Here is a 21641-nt window from a genome sequence, read left to right on the forward strand (position 1 = left end):
TTCAGAACGCTCCCGTTCAGGAGGAGCCGAGTTCGTCGTCGAGCAGATCGAAGAGCTCATCGTCGGTCGCGGATTCGAGGTCGTGGTCGTCGGTGTCGCCGTCCGCGGTCGTTTCCTGGGCGTCGTTCCACTTCGCCAGGAGCGCCTGGAGGCGCATGGTGATCCTGGAGCGGGTGACGCTGTCGTCCGCGGCCACCGCCAGGGCGGCTTCCAGACGGTCGAGTTCGCCGAACACCGACGGGCCGCCGCCGTCCCCGTGCGGGAGTTCCGCGCGCAGATGGTCGGTCAGGGCGTCGGGGGTCGGGTAGTCGAAGATCAGCGTGGCGGGCAGCCGGAGTCCGGTGGCCGCGCCGAGCCGGTTGCGGAGTTCGACGGCGGTGAGCGAGTCGAAGCCCAGCTCCTTGAAGGCCGCGCCGGGCTCGATCGCCGCCGCGCTGCCGTAGCCGAGCACGGTGGCCACCTGGCCGCAGACCAGGTTGAGCAGGAAGCGGTCCCGTTCGGCCGCGGACATGCCCGCGAGCCGCTCGGCGATGCCCGCCGCCTCGTCCGCCCCGCCGCCACCGGCCGCGGCCCGCCGTACGGGGGTGCGGATCAGCCCGCGCAGCAGCGGGGCGACCCCGCCCGTGGACTGGGCGCGCAGGGCGCCGATGTCCAGGGCGGCGGGGATCAGCACCGCGTGTCCGGCGAGCCCGGCCACGTCGAACAGGGCCAGGCCCTCGGCGTTGCTCAGCGCGCCCATGCTGCCGCGGCTCATCCGCTGCCGGTCGGCGTCGGCGAGGGTCGCGGCCATGCCGCCGTCGTCCTCCCACAGGCCAAAGGCCAGGGAGACGGCGGGCAGGCCCTGGGCGCGGCGGTGCTGGGCGAGGGCGTCCAGGAAGGTGTTGGCCGCCGCGTAGTTGCCCTGCCCCGGGTTGCCGAAGACACCGGCCGCCGAGGAGAACAGGACGAATGCGGAGAGGTCGCTGTCGCCGGTCAGCTCGTGGAGGTTCCACGCCGCGTCCACCTTGGGCCGCAGCACCCGCTCCACGCGCTCCGGAGTGAGGGATTCGATGATCCCGTCGTCCAGGACGCCCGCCGCGTGGATCACGGCGGTGAGGGGGTGGTCGGCGGGGATGTCCGCCAGGAGGCCGGCAAGCGCGTCCCGGTCGGCCGCGTCGCACGCCGCCCAGGTGACCTCGGCGCCCAACGCGCCCAGCTCGGCTGCAAGTTCGGCGGCACCCGCCGCCTCCGCGCCACGGCGGCTGGTCAGCAGCAGCCTCCGGGCGCCGCGCTCGGTCACCAGATGGCGGGCCAACTGCCCGCCCAGGGTGCCGGACGCGCCGGTGATCAGCACGGTGCCCGTCGGGTCGAGGCCGGGCACGGCCGCCTCGTCCAGGGCCGCCACCCGGGCGAGGCGCGGTGCGTGGACGGTCCCGGCGCGGATGGCAAGCTGGGGCTCGTCCGTCCGCAAACCCGCCACCAGGGCGGGGAGCCAGCCGTTGGCGGCGCTGTTGGCCGGGTCGCCGTGGACACCGAGGTCTCCATGGACATCGACGTCGCCTTGGACATCGACCAGGACGAAGCGGCCCGGGTGCTCGGCCTGCGCCGACCGCACCAGGCCCCAGGCGGCGGCGTGGGTCAGGTCGTCCACGCCCTCGGTCCCTTCGGCCCCTTCGGCCCCGGTGTCGTCGCCGGTGGTCACGGCCACCGCGCCACGGGTGAGGAGGACCAGCCGGGAGTCGGCGAACCGCTCGTCGGCGATCCACTCCTGGACCAGCGCCAGCGTCCGCCGGACGACGGTGTGCGCGGCGCCCGCGGTGTCCCCGGGCGTGCCCAGGTCGGGCAGGCACGGCACGAGGACCACATCGGGCGCGATCCCCTCGGCCTCCACCGCCTCGGCGAGCGCGGAGAGCCCCGCGTAGGTCTCGGCCTCGATACCGGTGTCCGCGTCCGTCAGCGCGGCCGTGATCTTCAGATCGCCGCCGGTGCCGTCCAGGACGGCCCACAGGGCGGTGTCCTCCGGCCGCCGCGGCTCGGCGGGCGCGGGCAGCGCGGCCCAGTCGAGACGGAACAGCGCCTCGTGGTGTGCGGTACGGGCGGCCGCGAACTGCTCGGCGTCCAGCGGTCGCAGCGCCAGCGAGCCGACCGACACCACCGGGGCACCGGCCTCGTCGGTGATCTCCAGCGCCACCGCGCCCTGCCCGGCCGGGGAGACCCGCACCCGCAGCGCGGTCGCACCGACCGCGTGCAGCCGTACGGCGTCCCACGAGAACGGCAGCCGGGCCCGGCCCGCCTCCTCGGCCGGGAAGAACCCGCCGAGCGCCACCGTGTGCAGCGCGGCGTCCAGCAGCGCCGGGTGCAGCCCGTACGCACGGGCCTCGCCCTGCCGGTCCTCGTCGAGCGCCACCTCGGCGAACACCTCGACCCCGCGCCGCCAGGCGGCCCGCAGCCCCTGGAACACCGGCCCGTAGACGAGGCCGAGCGCGGCGAAGCCGTCGTACAGCCCGTCCACGTCGAGCGGTTCGAGGTCGTCGGTGGTCCCGGTGGCGGCCGGGGGCCATTCCGCCGTGCCGGTGGTGACGGCGGAGGAGGATCCGGAGACCGTGAGCACACCGGAGGCGTGCCGGATCCACGGCTCGTCGGCGGCGTCCTCCAGCCGCGAGTAGACGGTCAGCGCGCGGCGCCCGTCGGGGCCGTCGGGCTCGTCCACGGCGACCCGAAGCTGCACTCCGCCACGCTCCGGAAGGATCAGCGGCGCTTCGAGGGTCAGCTCGTCCAGCAGATCGCAGCCGACCTGGTCACCGGCGCGTACCGCCAGCTCGACCAGGGCCGTACCGGGCAGCATCACGGTGTCCATGACGGCGTGATCGGCCAGCCAGGGGTGCGTACGGAGCGAGAGCCGGCCCGTGAAGAGGAAGCCCTCGGAGTCGGGCAGATCCACCGCCGCGCCCAACAGCGGGTGATCGGCCGAGCCGAGACCGGCCGAGACCACGTCGCCCACGGCTCCGGCGGGAGCCTCCAGCCAGTAGCGCTCGCGCTGGAAGGGGTACGTCGGCAGCTCGGTGCGCTGGGCGCCGGTCCCCGCGAAGAACGCCGCCCAGTCGACTGCCACACCGCGCACATGGGCACGGGCGATGGCGGCCGTCAGGGTCTCGGCCTCGGTGCGGTCCTTGCGCAGCGCGGCGGCGAACGCGGCGTCCTCGCCGGTCACACAGTCCTGGGCCATGGCCGTCAGGACACCGTCGGGGCCCAACTCGACGTAGGTGGTGACGCCTTGGGCTTCCATCGTCCGGACGCCATCGAGGAAACGGACGGCCTCGCGGACGTGGCGCACCCAGAAGCCGGGGGTCGTGATCTCCTCGGCGGAGACGACGTTCCCGGTCAGGTTGGAGACGATCGGGATGCGCGGGGCCTCGTAGGTCAGCCCCTCCGCGACCTCGCGGAACGCGTCCAACATGCCGTCCATGCGCGGGGAGTGGAAGGCGTGGCTGACGATGAGCCGCTTGGTCTTGCGGCCCTGCGCCTCGAAGCCCGCCGCGATCCGCTCGGCCGCGTCCTCGTCGCCCGCGATGACGACGGAGGTGGGCCCGTTGAGGGCGGCGATGCTCACGCGGTCGGTGAGCAGCGGCGCCACCTCGTCCTCGGCCGCCTGGACGGCGATCATCGCGCCACCGGCAGGCAGCGCCTGCATCAGGCGGCCACGAGCCGCCACCAGCTTCGCCGCATCCGCCAGCGAGAGGACACCCGCCACATGGGCGGCGGCCAGCTCACCGATGGAGTGGCCCGACAGGAAGTCCGCCTTCAGACCCCAGGTCTCCACCAGCCGGAACAGCGCCACCTCGACCGCGAACAGCGCGGGCTGAGTGAACCCGGTCCGGTCCAGCGCGGACGCGTCCTCGCCGAACAGCACATCCCGCAGCGGCCGTTCAAGGTGCCCGTCCAGCTCATCGCAGACCGCGTCGAACGCCTCGGCGAACGCCGGGTAGGCGTCGTACAGCTCACGCCCCATCCCGAGCCGCTGGCTGCCCTGCCCCGTGAACAGGAACGCCACCTTGCCGTCCGCCACCGCGCCTTCGGTGAGCCCGGCCACCGACTCGCCATGTGCCAGCGCCTCCAGACCCGAGGCCAGTCCGGCCCGGTCACCGCCGACGACCACCGCACGGTGGTCCAGCGCGGCCCGCGTGGTCGCGAGCGAGTACGCCAGGTCGGTCAGCGACAGCTCCGGCCGCCCCTCGACGTCGGCGAGCAGCCGCTCGGCCTGGGCGCGCAGCGCGTCGGTGTTCTTGCCGGAGAGCACCCACGGCAGAACGGACGGCTGGGCGACCGGGGCGGTCGGAGCCTCCGCCGGTTCGAGCTCAGGGGCCTGCTCGATGATGGTGTGCGCGTTGGTACCGCTGAAGCCGAACGACGAGACCGCCGCCCGCCGGGGACGACCCGCCTCAGGCCACTCCACCGACTCCCGCAACAACGAAACCGCACCCGCCGACCAATCAATATGCGGCGACGGCTCCTGCGCATGCAACGTCCGCGGCAACACACCATGCCGCATCGCCATCACCATCTTGATGATCCCCGCAACACCGGCAGCCGCCTGCGTATGACCCATGTTCGACTTGATCGAGCCGAGCAGCAACGGCCGCTCCGCATCCCGCTCCTGGCCATACGTGGCCATCAACGCCTGCGCCTCGATCGGGTCACCAAGACTGGTACCCGTGCCATGCGCCTCCACCGCGTCCACATCACCAGTCGACAGACCCGCATTCGCCAACGCCTGACGAATCACCCGCTGCTGCGACGGACCGTTCGGCGCCGTCAGACCATTCGACGCACCATCCTGGTTGATGGCGCTGCCACGCACCACCGCCAGCACCGGATGCCCGTTCTTCCGCGCGTCCGACAGCCGCTCCACCAGCAGCATGCCCGCACCCTCGGACCACCCCGTGCCATCCGCATCCGCCGAAAACGCCTTGCACCGACCATCCGCCGCAAGCCCACGCTGACGACTGAACTCCACAAACGGCGCCGGAGTCGCCATCACTGTCACACCACCCGCGAGCGCCAGCGAACACTCACCGTTCCGCAGCGCCTGAACCGCCAGATGCAACGCCACCAACGACGACGAACACGCCGTATCCACCGTAATCGTCGGCCCCTCAAGACCAAACGTGTACGCCAACCGCCCCGAAATCACACTCCCCGCATTACCCGTACCGACGAATCCCTCCACGCCTTCCGGAAGCGCCGGCAGCGAGGAGGCGTAGTCGTGGTACATCACACCGGCGAAGACGCCGGTACGGCTGCCGCGCAGCACACCCGGGGCGATCCCGGCCCGCTCGAACGCCTCCCACGACGTCTCCAGCAGCAACCGCTGCTGCGGATCCATCGCGAGCGCCTCACGCGGCGAGATGCCGAAGAACGCCGGGTCGAAGTGGCCCGCCCGGTCGACGAAGCCGCCCTCGCGAGAGTACGAGGTGCCCGGGTGGTCGGGGTCCGGGTGGTAGAGCCCATCCAGATCCCAGCCGCGGTCGGCGGGGAACTCGGAGATCGCGTCCCGGCCCTCCATGACCAGCCGCCACAGATCCTCCGGGGTCTCCACCCCACCCGGATAACGACAGCCCAACCCCACAATCGCGATCGGCTCATCATCCGCCGCCGCCACCACAACCGGCCCGGACACAGCGGCAGCCGCACCCACAACCTCAGCACGCAGGAACTCCGCCAACACCACCGGCGTCGGGTAATCGAAGACCAGCGTCGCGGGCAGCCGCAGCTCACTCACCGCACCCAGCGCATTCCGCAACTCCACCGCCGTCAGCGAGTCAAAGCCCAGCTCACGGAAGGAGCGATGCGGTTCGACGGTGTCCAGCGAGTCATGGCCGAGTACGGCGGCGACCTGCGTACGGACCAGTTCCAGCAGGGCGTCGAGCTGCTCGGCCTCGCTCAGACCGGCCAGCCGCCGCGCCAGCGCACCCGACGCCGCCGCACCCTCCGCCGCACGCCGCGCCGGAACCCGCACCAGCCCCCGCAGCAGCGGCGCGACCACACCGGCCGACGCCGCCTCGGCGCGCAGCACGGCCAGGTCCAGCCGGACGGGCACGAGCAGCGCCTCGTCCGTGCGGTACGCGGCGTCGAACAGCTCCAGGCCCTCGGTGGCGGACAGCGCGACCACGCCACCCCGGCTCATCCGGGACACATCGGCCTCGTCCAACTCACCGGTCATCGCGCTGGAGTCGGCCCACAGACCCCAGGCCAGCGAGGTACCGGCCAGGCCGTGCGCCCGACGGTGCTGGGCGAGGGCGTCCAGGTAGGCGTTGGCGGCGGCGTAGTTGCCCTGACCCGCGTTGCCGAAGACACCAGCGGCGGACGAGAAGAGAACAAACGCCGACAGATCGAGATCGCGGGTCAGCTCATGCAGATTCCACGCCGCGTCCACCTTCGGACGCAGCACCCGCTCCAGCCGCTCCGGCGTCAGCGAACCGATCACACCGTCATCCAGCACACCGGCCGTGTGGACGACCGCCGTGAGCGGATGCTCGGCGGGGACGTCGGCGAGGGTCGCGGCGAGCGCGTCCCGGTCCGCCACATCACACGCCGCCCAGCGCACATTCGCGCCCAACTCGGAAAGCTCGGAGCCGAGTTCGACGGCACCCGGCGCCTGGTCGCCACGGCGGCTCACCAGCAGCAGCCGCCGTACGCCACGCTCCACCACCAGGTGGCGGGCCAGCAGCCCGCCCAGCGTGCCACTCGCACCCGTGACCAGCACCGTGCCCTCGGCATCGACATCGAGCGGCTGCTCGGTATCCACGGCGGCCCGTGCCAGACGCGGTGCCCGCAGCGCCCCGTCCCGTACGGCCACCTGCGGTTCACCGGACCCCAGCGCGCCCGCGACCGCCGACAGCGAACCGGCCGCACCATCGACGTCGACCAGGACCAACCGGCCCGGGTTCTCCGACTGCGCCGAGCGCAGCAGGCCCCATACGGCGGCACCCGCCAGGTCCGCCACCGGCTCGACGGCCTCGGTGGCCACCGCGCCCGAGGTCAGTACGGTCAGACGCGCATCCGCGAACCGCTCATCGGCCAGCCAGGTCTGGATCAGCTCCAGCGCCCTGGCCGTGGCCTGGTGTACGGCGGCCGGACCGCCGTCCCCGTCGGACGAGAAGTCGACGAGCACCTCATCGGCCACTGCCGCGCCCGACTCGATCGCCGCGCCCAGTGCGGCCAGATCCGCGTACGCGGCCACGTCCGAGCCGGAGAGGCCACGCTCCAGCGCCTCGGAGCCGAGCACCACCCAGCCGCTGCCGATCCGCGCGTCCGTCTCGGCCGCGAACTCGGTCCACTCCAGGCGGAAGAGGGAATCCTGACGGCCGCCCCGCGCACCGCCGATCTGCTCGGCCGACACCGGCCGCAACACCAGCGAGTCCACCGACAACACCGCACGCCCGGCACCATCCGCCACCGCCAGCGACACCGCATCCGCACCGGCGGCGGACAACCGCACCCGCAACACCGAAGCACCCACCGCGTGCAACGACACACCAGCCCACGCGAACGGCAGCCGCGCCCCGTCCTCACCCTCGACCAGACCACCAAGACCCACCGCATGCAGCGCCGAATCCAACAACGCCGGATGCAGACCGAACAGCCCCGCCTCGGACCGCGCGTCCTCCGGCAGCTCCAGCTCGGCGTAGACCTCGCCATCGAGCCGCCACGCGGACGTCAGCCCCTGGAACACCGGGCCGTAGGCGAGCCCCAGGCCCGCCATGCCCTCATACAGACCATCGAGCGCAACCGGCGTCGCACCGGCCGGCGGCCATGCGCTCAGGTCGAACGACGGTGCCGGGGCGCCCTCCACGAGCGCACCCGAGGCATGGCGCAGCCACGGCTCATCAGCGGCCGAGTCCTCGAACCGCGAGTACACCTCGAACGCGCGGCGGCCGGAGCCATCCGGCGCCCCCACCGAAAGCTGAAGCTGAACGCCTCCCACCTCCGGAAGCACCAGCGGCGCCTCCAGCGTCAACTCCTCGACCCGGTCACAACCGACCTGGTCACCCGCGCGAACCGCCAACTCCACAAAAGCCGTACCCGGCAGCAGCACCGAACCCATCACGGCGTGATCCGCCAGCCACGGATGCGTCTGCGCCGAGATCCGCCCGGTCAGCAGCAGTCCATCGCCGCCCGCGAGCGGTACGACGGCGCCCACGAGCGGATGGTCGGCGGCGGCCAGGCCGAGCCCCGCCGTGCCGCCGACGCCGTACGCCGACGCCTGGGGCCAGTACCGGCGGCGCTGGAAGGCGTACGTCGGCAGGTCGGTCAGCTCGACCCGAGCGGCGCCCGTACCGGCGAAGACCGCCTCCCAGTCCACCGCGACACCACGGACATGCGCCCGCGCCACGGCGGCGTGGACCGCCCGCGCCTCGGGCCGACCGGCCCGCAACACGGCGGCGAATCCGGCGGCCGCGGCGTCGGCGACGCACTCCTGGGCCATGGCGGTGAGAACGCCGTCGGGGCCGAGTTCGAGGTAGGTGGTGACGCCTTGGGCTTCCAACGTCCGGACGCCATCGAGGAAGCGGACGGCTTCGCGGACGTGGCGCACCCAGAAGTCGGGGGTCGCGATCTCCTCGGCGGAGACGACGTTCCCGGTCAGGTTGGAGACGATCGGGATGCGCGGGGCCTCGTAGGTCAGCCCCTCGGCCACCTCACGGAACCCGTCCAGCATCCCGTCCATGCGCGGGGAGTGGAACGCGTGGCTGACCGTGAGCCGCTTGGTCTTACGACCCTGCGCCTCGAACGACGCGGCAATCTCCTGAGCCGCGTCCTCGTCACCCGCGATGACCACGGAGGTCGGGCCGTTGAGCGCGGCGGTGCTGACCCGCTCGCTGAGCAGCGGCAGCACCTCGTCCTCGGACGCCTGAACGGCGATCATCGCGCCACCCGCCGGAAGCGCCTGCATCAGACGGCCACGGGCCGCCACCAGCTTCGCCGCGTCCGCGAGGGAGAGCACACCCGCCACATGGGCGGCAGCCAGCTCACCAATCGAATGCCCGGAGAGGAAGTCCGCCTTCAGCCCCCAGGTCTCCACCAGCCGGAACAGCGCCACCTCGATCGCGAACAGCGCGGGCTGGGTGACCCCGGTCTGATCCAGCGCCTCGGCGTCGTCCCCGAACAGCACGTCACGAAGCGGCCGTTCGAGATGTGCGTCCAGCTCATCGCAGACCGCGTCGAACGCCTCGGCGAACGCCGGGTAGGCGTCGTACAGCTCACGCCCCATCCCGAGCCGCTGGCTGCCCTGCCCCGTGAACAGGAACGCCACCTTGCCGACAGCGGCGCCCGAGCCCTGGATCGCCTCCGCGCCCGACTCGCCGCGTGCCAGGGCGTCCAGACCGCGCAGGAAACCCTCGCGGTCGTCGGCCACCAGCACCGCGCGGTGGTCCAGCGCGGCGCGCGTGGTCGCGAGCGAGTAGCCGAGGTCGGCCGGTGCGATCTCCGGCCGCTCGTCCAGGTAGGAACGGAGCCGCACGGCCTGCGCACGCAGCGCGTCGGCGGTCTTCGCCGACAGCGGCCACGACGTCACACCAGGCGCGGTCGCCACCTCACGCGGGGCCTCGTCCTCGGTGGCCGGGGCCTGCTCGATGATGGTGTGCGCGTTGGTACCGCTGAAGCCGAACGACGAGACCGCCGCCCGCCGGGGACGACCCGCCTCAGGCCACTCCACCGACTCCCGCAACAACGAAACCGCACCCGCCGACCAATCAATATGCGGCGACGGCTCCTGCGCATGCAACGTCCGCGGCAACACACCATGCCGCATCGCCATCACCATCTTGATGATCCCCGCAACACCGGCAGCCGCCTGCGTATGACCCATGTTCGACTTGATCGAGCCGAGCAGCAACGGCCGCTCCGCATCCCGCTCCTGGCCATACGTGGCCATCAACGCCTGCGCCTCGATCGGGTCACCAAGACTGGTACCCGTGCCATGCGCCTCCACCGCGTCCACATCACCAGTCGACAGACCCGCATTCGCCAACGCCTGACGAATCACCCGCTGCTGCGACGGACCGTTCGGCGCCGTCAGACCATTCGACGCACCATCCTGGTTGATGGCGCTGCCACGCACCACCGCCAGCACCGGATGCCCGTTCTTCCGCGCATCCGACAGCCGCTCCACCAGCAGCATGCCCGCACCCTCGGACCACCCCGTGCCATCCGCATCCGCCGAAAACGCCTTGCACCGACCATCCGCCGCAAGCCCACGCTGACGACTGAACTCCACAAACGGCGCCGGAGTCGCCATCACCGTCACACCACCCGCGAGCGCCAGCGAACACTCACCGTTCCGCAGCGCCTGAACCGCCAGATGCAACGCCACCAACGACGACGAACACGCCGTATCCACCGTAATCGTCGGCCCCTCAAGACCAAACGTGTACGCCAACCGCCCCGAAATCACACTCCCCGCATTACCCGTACCGAGGAAGCCTTCGACGCCCTCCGGCACCCGCTCCAGCAGCGAGGCGTAGTCGTGGTACATGACGCCCGCGAAGACGCCGGTACGGCTGCCGCGCAGCACACCCGGATCGATTCCGGCCCGCTCGAACGCCTCCCACGAGGTCTCCAGCAGCAACCTCTGCTGCGGGTCCATCGCAAGGGCCTCACGCGGCGAGATGCCGAAGAAGCTCGGGTCGAAGTGGCCGGCGTCCTCCACGAAGCCGCCCTCACGGGCGTAGCTCGTACCGCTGTGGTCCGGGTCCGCGTGGTAGAGCGCCCCGAGGTCCCAGCCGCGATCGGTGGGGAACTCGGAGATCGCGTCCCGGCCCTCCATGACCAGCCGCCACAGATCCTCCGGAGTCTCCACCCCACCCGGATAACGACAACCCAACCCCACGATCGCGATCGGCTCATCATCCGCCGCCGCCACCACAACCGGCCCGGACACAGCGGCAGCCGCACCCACAACCTCAGCACGCAGGAACTCCGCCAACACCACCGGCGTCGGGTAATCGAAGACCAGCGTCGCGGGCAGCCGCAGCTCACTCACCACACCCAGCGCATTCCGCAACTCCACCGCCGTCAGCGAGTCAAAGCCCAGCTCACGGAAGGAGCGGTCGGGGTCAACCGTCTCCGGACCGGCGTATCCGAGCACCGTCGCGACGTTCGTACGGACCAGGTCCAGCAGCACATCGAGCTGCTCGGCCGCGTCCAGCCCGGCGAGCCGCCGCGCCAGCGCACCCGACGCCGCCGCACCCTCCGCCGCACGCCGCGCCGGAACCCGCACCAGCCCACGGAACAGCGGCGCCAGCGCAGCGCTGCCCGCCTGCGCCCGAAGCGCGGCCATGTCCAGCGCCATCGGCACCAGCAGCGCCTCGCCGAGACGGCCCGCGACGTCGAACAGCTCCAGCCCCTCGGTGGCGGACAGCGCGAGGACACCGCCCCGGCTCATCCGGGACACATCCGCGTCGTCCAGCTCACCGGTCATCGCGCTGGAGTCCGCCCACAGGCCCCAGGCCAGCGAGGTACCGGGCAGACCGCGCGCCGTACGGTGCTGGGCCAGTGCGTCCAGGAAAGCGTTGGCGGCGGCGTAGTTGCCCTGACCCGCATTGCCGAAGACACCAGCGGCGGACGAGAAGAGAACAAACGCCGACAGATCGAGATCGCGGGTCAGCTCATGCAGATTCCACGCCGCGTCCACCTTCGGACGCAGCACCCGCTCCAGCCGCTCCGGCGTCAGCGAACCGAACACGCCGTCATCCAGCACACCGGCCGTATGCACCACGGCCGTCAGCGGATGCTCCGCCGGAATCGCCCCGAGCACCTCGGCCAACTGGTCACGATCGGCGACATCACACGCCGTCCACCGCACCTCGGCACCCAACTCGGCCAATTCCGGGCCGAGTTCGGCCGCACCCGGAGCCTCGCCACCACGACGGCTCACCAGCAGCAGACGCCGTACGCCACGCTCCACCACCAGGTGGCGCGCCAGCAGCCCGCCCAGCGTGCCACTCGCACCGGTCACCAGGACCGTGCCCTCGGCATCGAACTCCGACGCGTCCTCCCCAGAACCCGAGCCCGCAGCGGCGGCCCGCGCCAGGCGCGGCACCCGCACCTCGCCCGCGCGCAGCGCGAGCTGCGACTCGCCCGAGGCGAGCGCGGCGGACAGCATACGGAACGACGCTTCCTGGCCGTCGAGGTCGACGAGCACAAGGCGTTCCGGGTTCTCCGACTGCGCCGAGCGCAGCAGACCCCACACCGCCGCCTGGGCCGGATCGTCCAGCGACTCCTCCGCGCCGGCGGCCACGGCACCCGAGGTCAGCACGGTCAGACGCGCATCCGCGAACCGCTCATCGCCCAGCCACGCCTGGACCAGCTCCAGCGCCTCGGCAGTGGCCCGGTGCGCAGCACCCGCCACATCCTCGCCACCATCGCCCTCGGCGGACGGCGAGACGAACACCAGCTCAGGCGTTTCGGCACCCGCCGCGACGGCCTCGGTCAGCGCGGGCAGATCCGCGTACGTCGCGATCTCGGCGCCAACCGCCCCGAGCCCGAGGTCGCCCGAACCGAGCGCCGCCCAGCGGGCCGTCGGCACGGGGGCGGAGGACACGGTCGCGGGCAGGCCGACCCACTCCAGGCGGAAGAGGGAGTCCTGACGACCGCCCCGCGCACCGCCGATCTGCTCGGCCGACACCGGCCGCAACACCAGCGAGTCCACCGACAACACAGCACGCCCGGCACCATCCGCCACCGCCAGCGACACCGCATCCGCACCGGCCGACGACAACCGCACCCGCAACACCGAAGCACCCACCGCATGCAGCGACACACCAGCCCACGCGAACGGCAGCCGCGCCCCGTCCTCACCCTCGACCAGACCACCAAGACCCACCGCATGCAGCGCCGAATCCAACAACGCCGGATGCAGACCGAACGCGCCCGACTCCGACCGCGCGTCCTCCGGCAGCTCCAGCTCCGCGAAGACCTCGCCATCGAGCCGCCACGCGGACGTCAGCCCCTGGAACACCGGACCGTAAGCGAGCCCCAAGCCCGCCATGCCCTCATACAGACCATCGAGCGCAACCGGCGTCGCACCCGCCGGGGGCCACACTCCCAGATCGAACGACGGCGCCGAAGCGCCCTCCATCAGCACACCCGAGGCATGGCGCAGCCACGGCTCATCAGCGGCCGAGTCCTCGAACCGCGAGTACACCTCGAACCCACGACGACCGGACCCATCCGGCGCACCCACCGAAAGCTGAAGCTGAACGCCTCCCACCTCCGGAAGCACCAGCGGCGCCTCCAGCGTCAACTCCTCGACCTGGTCACAACCGACCTGGTCACCCGCACGAACCGCCAACTCCACAAAAGCCGTACCCGGCAGCAGCACCGAACCCATCACGGCGTGGTCCGCCAGCCACGGATGCGTGTCGAGCCCCAGTCGGCCCGTGAGCAGCAGCCCCTCGCCACCGGCGAGCGGTACGGCGGCCCCGACCAGCGGGTGGTCGACGGTCGCCAGCCCCAGCCCGGCCGTACCGCCGAGGGCAGCGGCCGGGAGCTCAGGCCAGTAGCGCGCGTACTGGAAGGCGTACGTGGGCAGCTCGACCCGAGCCGCGCCGGTACCGCCGAAGACGGCGTCCCAGTCGACCGCCACACCACGGACATGCGCCCGGGCGACGGCGGTGGTCAGCGTCTTGGCCTCGGGACGGTCCTTGCGCAGCACGGCGGCGAACGCGGCGTCCTCGCCGGTCACACACTGCTGGGCCATGGCGGTGAGCACACCGTCCGGACCCAGCTCGACGAACGTGGAGACGCCCTGCGCCTCAAGGGCCCGCACACCATCGAGGAAGCGGACGGCCTCGCGGACGTGGCGCACCCAGAAGTCGGCCGTCGTGATCTCCTCGGCGGACACCACGCCACCGGTCAGATTCGACACGATCGGGATCTTCGGAGCCTCGTACGACAGCCCCTGCGCGACCTCACGGAACGCCTCCAGCATCCCGTCCATACGCGGCGAGTGGAACGCATGGCTGACCGTGAGCCGCTTGGTCTTCCGACCCTGCGCCTCGAACGACGCCGCAATCTCCAGCGCCGCGTCCTCATCACCCGCGATGACGACCGAGGTGGGCCCATTGAGCGCGGCAATCGACACCCGCTCGCTGAGCAGCGGCGTGACCTCGTCCTCAGACGCCTGGACGGCGATCATCGCGCCACCCGCCGGAAGCTCCTGCATCAGACGGCCACGCGCAGCAACCAACCGGCACGCATCCGCCAGCGACAACACACCCGCCACATGCGCGGCGGCCAACTCACCAATCGAGTGACCCGACAGGAAGTCCGCACGCAGACCCCACGCCTCCACCAACCGGAACAACGCCACCTCAACCGCGAACAACGCAGGCTGAGTGAACCCCGTCCGATCCAGCGCCTCAGCATCGTCCCCGAACAGGACGTCCTTCAAAGGCCGTTCAAGGTGCTGGTCCAGCTCATCGCAGACCGCGTCCAGCGCCTCCGCGAACACCGGATAGGCGTCATACAGCTCACGCCCCATCCCCAGCCGCTGGCTCCCCTGCCCCGTGAACAGGAACGCCACCTTGCCACCGGCCACCGAACCCTGAACGAGCGCCGCAGCGCGACGTCCCTCGGCCAGCGCCCCCAGAGCCTTCAGCAGCCCATCCCGGTCCTCGGCCACCACCACCGCACGGTGGTCGAACGCCGATCGGCCGGTCGCCAGCGAGTAGCCCAGGTCGACCGCGTCCAGCTCGGGCCGGTCCGTCGCATGCGCCACCAGCCGCTCGGCCTGGTCCCGCAGCGCAGCCGCATCCCGCCCCGACAGCACCCATGGCACCACGGCGGGCGGGACAGCGGAAGCCGCCGGAGCCTCCGCCGCCGCCACCTCCGGCGCCTGCTCGATGATGGTGTGCACATTGGTGCCGCTGATGCCGAACGACGACACGCCCGCGCGGCGCGGGCGGCCGGTCTCCGGCCATTCCACCTGGTCCGTCAGCAGCGCGACCGCGCCCGCCGACCAGTCCACATGCGGCGACGGCTCGTCGGCGTGCAGAGTCTTCGGAAGCACCCCGTGCCGCATGGCGAGGATCATCTTCATCACACCGGCGACACCGGCGGCGGCCTGGGTGTGGCCCATGTTCGACTTGATGGAGCCGAGCAGCAACGGCCGCTCCGCGTCCCGGTCCTGGCCGTACGTGGCGAGCAGCGCCTGCGCCTCGATCGGGTCGCCCAGCGTCGTGCCCGTACCGTGTGCCTCGACCGCGTCCACATCGCCGACCGACAGCCCGGCGGCGGCCAGCGCCTGCCGGATGACGCGCTGCTGGGACGGGCCGTTGGGCGCCGTCAGACCATTGGACGCACCGTCCTGGTTCACCGCGCTGCCGCGCACCACGGCCAGCACCGGGTGACCGTTCTTCCGCGCGTCCGACAGCCGCTCGACCAGCAGCATGCCCGCGCCCTCGGCCCAGCCCGTGCCGTCCGCGTCCGCCGAGAACGCCTTGCAGCGGCCGTCGGCGGACAGGCCGCCCTGGCGGCTGAAGCCGACGAACGTGCCGGGGGTCGCCATCACCGTGACGCCACCGGCCAGCGCCATCGTGCACTCACCCGAGCGCAGCGCCTGGATCGCCCAGTGCAGCGCCACCAGCGACGAGGAGCACGCCGTGTCGACGGTGACGGCCGGGCCTTCCAGGCCGAGGGCGTAGGCGACGCGGCCGGAGGCGATGGAGCCCGTGCTGCCGGAGCCGATCGCGCCCTCGCCGCCGCCGTCCGGTGCCTGTTCCACCAGCGTGGCGTAGTCGTGGTACATCACGCCCGCGAACACACCGGTACGGCTGCCGCGCAGCGTGGCCGGGTCGATGCCCGCACGCTCGAACGCCTCCCACGACGTCTCCAGCAGCAACCGCTGCTGCGGGTCCGTCGCCAGCGCCTCGCGCGGCGAGATCCCGAAGAAGGTGGGGTCGAAGTCGGCCGCGTCGTGGAGGAAACCGCCCTCGCGGGTGTACGAGGTGCCGGGGTGCTCCGGGTCCGGGTGGTAGAGCGCGTCCAGGTCCCAGCCACGGTCGACGGGGAAGCCGGAGATCGCGTCCTGGCCGGCGGACAGCAGCCGCCACAGGTCCTCGGGGGTGCGCACCCCGCCCGGGAATCGGCAGCTCATGCCGACGATGGCGATCGGCTCGTCGTCGATGGCGCCCACGGCCTGGACGGGCAGGCCCGACTGGGCGCCGGTGCCCGCCAGTTCGTCCCGGAGGTGTTCGGCCAGGACGAGGGAGGTCGGATAGTCGAAGACCAGGGTGGCGGGGAGCCGCATCCCGGTGACCGCGTTCAGGCGGTTGCGCAGTTCGACGGCGGTCAGCGAGTCGAAGCCCAGGTCGCGGAAGGCGCGATCGGGGTCGACGGAGTCGGCCGTGCCATAGCCCAGGACGGCGGCGACCTGGGTACGGACCAGCTCCAGCAGCGTCTCCAGCCGCTCGGTCTCGTTCAGGCGGGCCAGCCGCTGTGCCAGGGCGCCCGTTCCGGCGGAGCCCTCCGCCGTACGCCGCGCCGGGACGCGCACCAGCCCGGACATCAGCGGGGCCACCACACCGGTGGACGCCGCCTCGGCCCGTGCCGCCGCCAGGTCCAGCCGCACCGGGACGAGCAGGGCCTCGCCCGCCCGTCCGGCCGCGTCGAACAGTTCCTTGCCCTCGTCGGTGGCGAGCGCGGCGACGCCGCCCCGGCTCATCCGGGACACGTCGGCCTGGTCCAGCTCACCGGCCATACCACCGGATTCGGCGGCCCACAGGCCCCAGGCCAGGGACGTTCCGGGCAGGCCGAGCGCCGTACGGTGCTGGGCGAGCGCGTCCAGGTAGGCGTTGGCGGCGGCGTAGTTGCCCTGTCCGGCGGCGCCGAAGACACCGGCGGCGGACGAGAAGAGAACGAACGCGGACAGGTCCAGGTCGCGGGTCAGCTCGTGCAGGTTCCAGGCGGCGTCCACCTTCGGACGCAGCACCCGCTCCAGCCGCTCCGGCGTCAGCGAACCGATCACACCGTCATCCAGCACACCGGCCGTATGCACCACGGCCGTCAGCGGATGCCCGGCCGGAATCCCCGCCAGCGCCTCGGCCAGCGCGCCACGGTCGGCGACATCACACGCCGCCCACCGCACCTCGGCGCCCAACTCGGCCAATTCCGCGCCGAGTTCGGCCGCACCCGGAGCCTCGCCACCACGACGGCTCACCAGCAGCAGACGCCGTACGCCACGCTCCACCACCAGATGGCGGGCGAACAGAGCGCCAAGCGTGCCGCTCGCACCGGTGACCAGCACCGTGCCGTCGGCGTCGAACTCCGGCGCGTCCTCCCCAGAACCCGAGCCCGCGGCGGCGGCCCGCGCCAGGCGCGGCGCCCGCAGCACCCCGTCCCGTACGGCCACCTGCGGTTCGCCCGACGCCAGCGCGTCCGGCACCGCCCTCAGCGAATCGGCCGCGCCATCGACGTCGACCAGGACGAACCGGCCGGGGTTCTCCGACTCGGCGGAGCGCACCAGGCCCCAGACCGCGGCATGGGTCAGATCGGCCACCGGCTCGTCCGCACCGGCGGCCACGGCACCGGAGGTCAGCAGGACCAGGCGCGAGTTCGTGAAGCGGTCGTCATTCAGCCACTGTTGCAGCAGGCTCAGCGCCTGGGCGGTGGCGCGGTGCACCGCGTCGGCGGGTGAGGAGCTTTCCCCTGTCCCGCCCCTTCCCGCAACCTGGGGCTCCGCCCCAGGACCCCGGTCCTCAATCACCGGACGGGCTTGAAGGGCGACCACCACGTCATCCGGCAGCGCCGCGCCGGAGTCGACCGCCGTGGCCAGCGCGTCCAGGTCGGCGTAGGTGTCGAACCGCTGGCCGGTCGACGCCAGGTCGAGCGCGTCGGATCCCAGCAGTGCCCCGCGTCCCGCCGGGCCCTGGGCGGACACCTCGGCCCAGTCGAGCCGGAACAGCGACTCCTGACGGCCGCCCCGTGCGCCCTGGATCTGCTCGACGGACACCGGCCGCAGCACCAGCGAGTCCACCGACAACACGGCACGCCCGGCGCCATCGGCCACCGCGAGCGACACCGCGTCCGCACCGGCCGACGACAACCGCACCCGCAACACCGAAGCACCCACCGCGTGCAACGACACACCAGCCCACGCGAACGGCAGCCGCGCCCCGTCCGCACCCTCGACCAGACCACCAAGACCCACCGCATGCAGCGCCGAATCCAACAGCGCCGGATGCAGACCGAACAGCCCCGCCTCGGACCGCGCGTCCTCCGGCAGCTCCAGCTCCGCGAAGACCTCGCCACCCAGCCGCCACGCGGACGTCAGCCCCTGGAACACCGGACCGTACGTCAGCCCCGCCTCGGCCAGACCCTCGTACAGACCCTCGACGGGCAGCGCCGACGCCCCCGCCGGAGGCCACGCCGCCAGGTCGAACGACGCCGCGGGCGCGCCCGAACCCAGCACACCCGACGCATGCCGCACCCACGGCTCGTCGACCGCCGCGTCCTCGTGCCGCGAGTACACCGTCAGCGCGCGCCGCCCCGAACTGTCGGGCGCGCCCACCGATAGCTGGAGCTGGACACCGCCCACCTCGGGAAGCACCAGCGGCGCCTCCAGCGTCAGCTCCTCCAGCAGATCGCAACCGACCTGGTCACCGGCGCGGATCGCCAGCTCCACGAAGGCCGTGCCGGGCAGCAGCACCGAGCCCGCCACCGCGTGATCGGCCAGCCACGGATGGGTGTCCAGGGCGAGACGGCCGGTGTAGAGGAAGCCGTCGGAGTCGGCGAGCGCCACCGCGGCACCCAGCAGCGGGTGGTCGGCCGCGCCGAGCCCGGCGGACACCATGTCGCCCGCCCAGTAGCCGGTGTCGAGCCAGTAGGTGTCGCGCTGGAAGGGGTAGAGCGGAAGGTCCGTACGGGCCGTGTCCGTCCCGGCGAACACGGCGGTCCAGTCGGGGGAGACACCGTGGACGTGGGCCCCGGCGACGGCGGTGGCCAGGCTCTGGAGCTCCGGGCGGCCGGAGCGCAGTGCGGACACAAGGGTGGCGTCGTCGCGGGTCAGGCAGTCCTGGGCCATGGCGGTGAGCACACCGTCCGGGCCCAGTTCCACGAACTTCGTGACGTTGCGCTCCTCCAGCGTCCGTACGCCGTCGAGGAAGCGGACGGCCTCGCGGACATGGCGCACCCAGAAGTCGGCCGTCGTGATCTCCTCGGCGGACACCACGCCACCGGTCAGATTCGACACGATCGGGATCTTCGGAGCCTCGTACGACAGCCCCTGCGCCACCTGCCGGAACGCCCCCAGCATCCCGTCCATACGCGGCGAGTGGAACGCGTGGCTGACCGTGAGCCGCTTGGTCTTCCGACCCTGCGCCTCGAAACCAGCGGCAATCGCGACAACCTCGTCCTCATCGCCTGCGATGACGACCGAAGTCGGCCCGTTGAGCGCGGCGATGCTGACCCGCTCGGTGAGCAGCGGCAGCACCTCGTCCTCCGACGCCTGCACCGCGACCATCGCGCCACCCGCCGGAAGCTCCTGCATCAGACGACCACGAGCCGCCACCAGCTTCGCCGCATCCGCCAGCGACAACACACCCGCCACATGCGCGGCAGCCAACTCACCAATCGAATGCCCGGAGAGGAAGTCGGGCCGCAGACCCCACGCCTCCACCAGCCGGAACAACGCCACCTCAACCGCGAACAACGCGGGCTGGGTGAAACCGGTCTGGTCGAGCGCCTCGGCATCGGCCCCGAACAGAACGTCCTTCAAAGGCCGCTCAAGGTGTGCGTCCAGCTCCGCGCACACCGCGTCCAGCGCCTCCGCGAACACCGGATAGGCGTCATACAGCTCACGCCCCATCCCCAGCCGCTGGCTCCCCTGCCCCGTGAACAGGAACGCCACCTTGCCGCCGGTGACCCTCCCCTCGACCAGCCCGGTCGCGGGCTCCTCGCGGGAGAGTGCGTCGAGGGCCCGTATCAGGCCCTCGCGGTCGTCGGCGACGATCGCCGCCCGGTGGTCGAAGGCCGCCCGGCCGATGGCGAGGGAGAAGCCGACGTCGGTGAGGCGCAGTTCGGGGTGGGCCTCGAGGTGGGCGCGCAGGTTCGCTGCCTGGGCGCGCAGCGCGGGGCGGCTCTTGGCCGCCACGGTCCACAGCGGCAGCGCGGCGGCGGCACGGGCTTCGGCGGGGGCGCCGTCGTCGGCCGTCTTCGGGGTCTGCGGCTCCTCGGCGCCCGGCTCGGGCGCCTGCTCCAGGATGGTGTGCGCGTTGGTGCCGCTGATGCCGAACGAGGACACCGCGGCCCGGCGCGGCTGGTCGGTGTCGGGCCAGGCTCGCCCTTCGGTGAGCAGCGAGACGGCGCCGGCCGACCAGTCGACGTTGGGGGTGGGCTGGTCGACGTGCAGGGTCCGTGGAAGCGTCCCGTGGCGCATCGCCATGACCATCTTGATGATGCCCGCGACACCGGCGGCGGCCTGGGTGTGGCCGATGTTGGACTTGATGGAGCCCAGCCACAGCGGCTGGTCCTCGGTGTGGTTGCGCCCGTACGTGGCGAGCAGGGCCTGCGCCTCGATGGGGTCGCCGAGCGTGGTGCCCGTGCCATGGGCCTCGACCACGTCGATCTGCCCGGCGGAGAGCCGGGCGGAGGCCAGGGCCTGGCGGATGACGCGCTGCTGCGAGGGGCCGTTCGGCGCGGTCAGCCCGCTGCTGGCGCCGTCCTGGTTGATGGCGCTGCCGCGGACGAGGGCGAGCACCTGGTGGCCGTTGGCGCGGGCGTCGGAGAGCCGCTCCAGCAGCAGCATGCCGGCGCCTTCGCCCCAGCCGGTGCCGTCGGCGGCTGCCGCGAAGGACTTGCAGCGGCCGTCGGCGGCGAGTCCGCGCTGGCGGCTGAACTCGGTGAAGGTGCCGGGGGTGGACATGACTGTGACACCGCCGGCCAGGGCCAGCGAGCACTCCCGGCGGCGCAGCGCCTGGGCGGCGAAGTGCAGGGCGACCAGGGAGGAGGAGCAGGCCGTGTCGATGGTGACGGCCGGCCCCTCCAGGCCGAAGGTGTAGGCGACGCGGCCCGACGCGATGGAGCCGGAGCTGCCGTTGCCGAGGAAGCCCTCGACGTCCTCGGGCGCGGAGAACAGCCGGGAGGCGTAGTCGTGGTACATCACGCCCGCGAACACACCGGTCCGGCTGCCCTGGAGCGAGGTCGGGTCGATGCCCGCGCGCTCGAACGCCTCCCAGGAGGTCTCCAGCAGCAGCCGCTGCTGCGGGTCCATGGCGAGCGCCTCGCGCGGCGAGATCCCGAAGAACGCCGGGTCGAAGTCGGCCGCGTCGTGCAGGAATCCGCCCTCGTGGACGTACGGCTCCTGGTCGCTGTCCGGGTCCGGCTCGAAGAGGACGTCGGTGGCCCAGCCGCGGTTGGTGGGGTACGGCGTGGCCGCGTCACCGCCGCGGGCGACCAGCTCCCACAGCTCCTCGGGGGTGCTGACCCCGCCGGGGTAGCGGCAGCTCATCGCCACGATGGCGATCGGCTCCTGCTCACGCTCCTCGACCTCGCGCAGCCGCCGCCGCGCCTCGCGCAGGTCGGTGGTGGCCCGCTTGAGGTAGTCGAGGTACTTCTCTTCGTTCGCCGTCGCCATTACGCCGTCCCCGCGGTGCTGAGATGAGTCGATG

Annotated in this window: 1 protein-coding gene; it reads right to left on the minus strand. The window is 72.3% G+C overall.

Going from position 1 to position 21641, the window contains the following annotated elements; translation table 11 throughout:
* Positions 1-16: 16 nt before the first annotated feature.
* Positions 17-21607 (minus strand): type I polyketide synthase, encoded by a 21591-nt coding sequence (locus tag CGL27_RS18450; protein WP_119988543.1) that lies wholly within the window; start codon positions 21605-21607, stop codon positions 17-19.
* Positions 21608-21641 lie beyond the last annotated feature (34 nt).

This window comes from Streptomyces sp. 11-1-2 (assembly GCF_003595545.1).
GTDB lineage: Bacteria > Actinomycetota > Actinomycetes > Streptomycetales > Streptomycetaceae > Streptomyces > Streptomyces hygroscopicus_B.

Bases quoted from the DNA above. Each gene is read 5' to 3' on its own strand.
- CGL27_RS18450 (WP_119988543.1), bottom strand. From the start codon at position 21,607: ATGGCGACGGCGAACGAAGAGAAGTACCTCGACTACCTCAAGCGGGCC.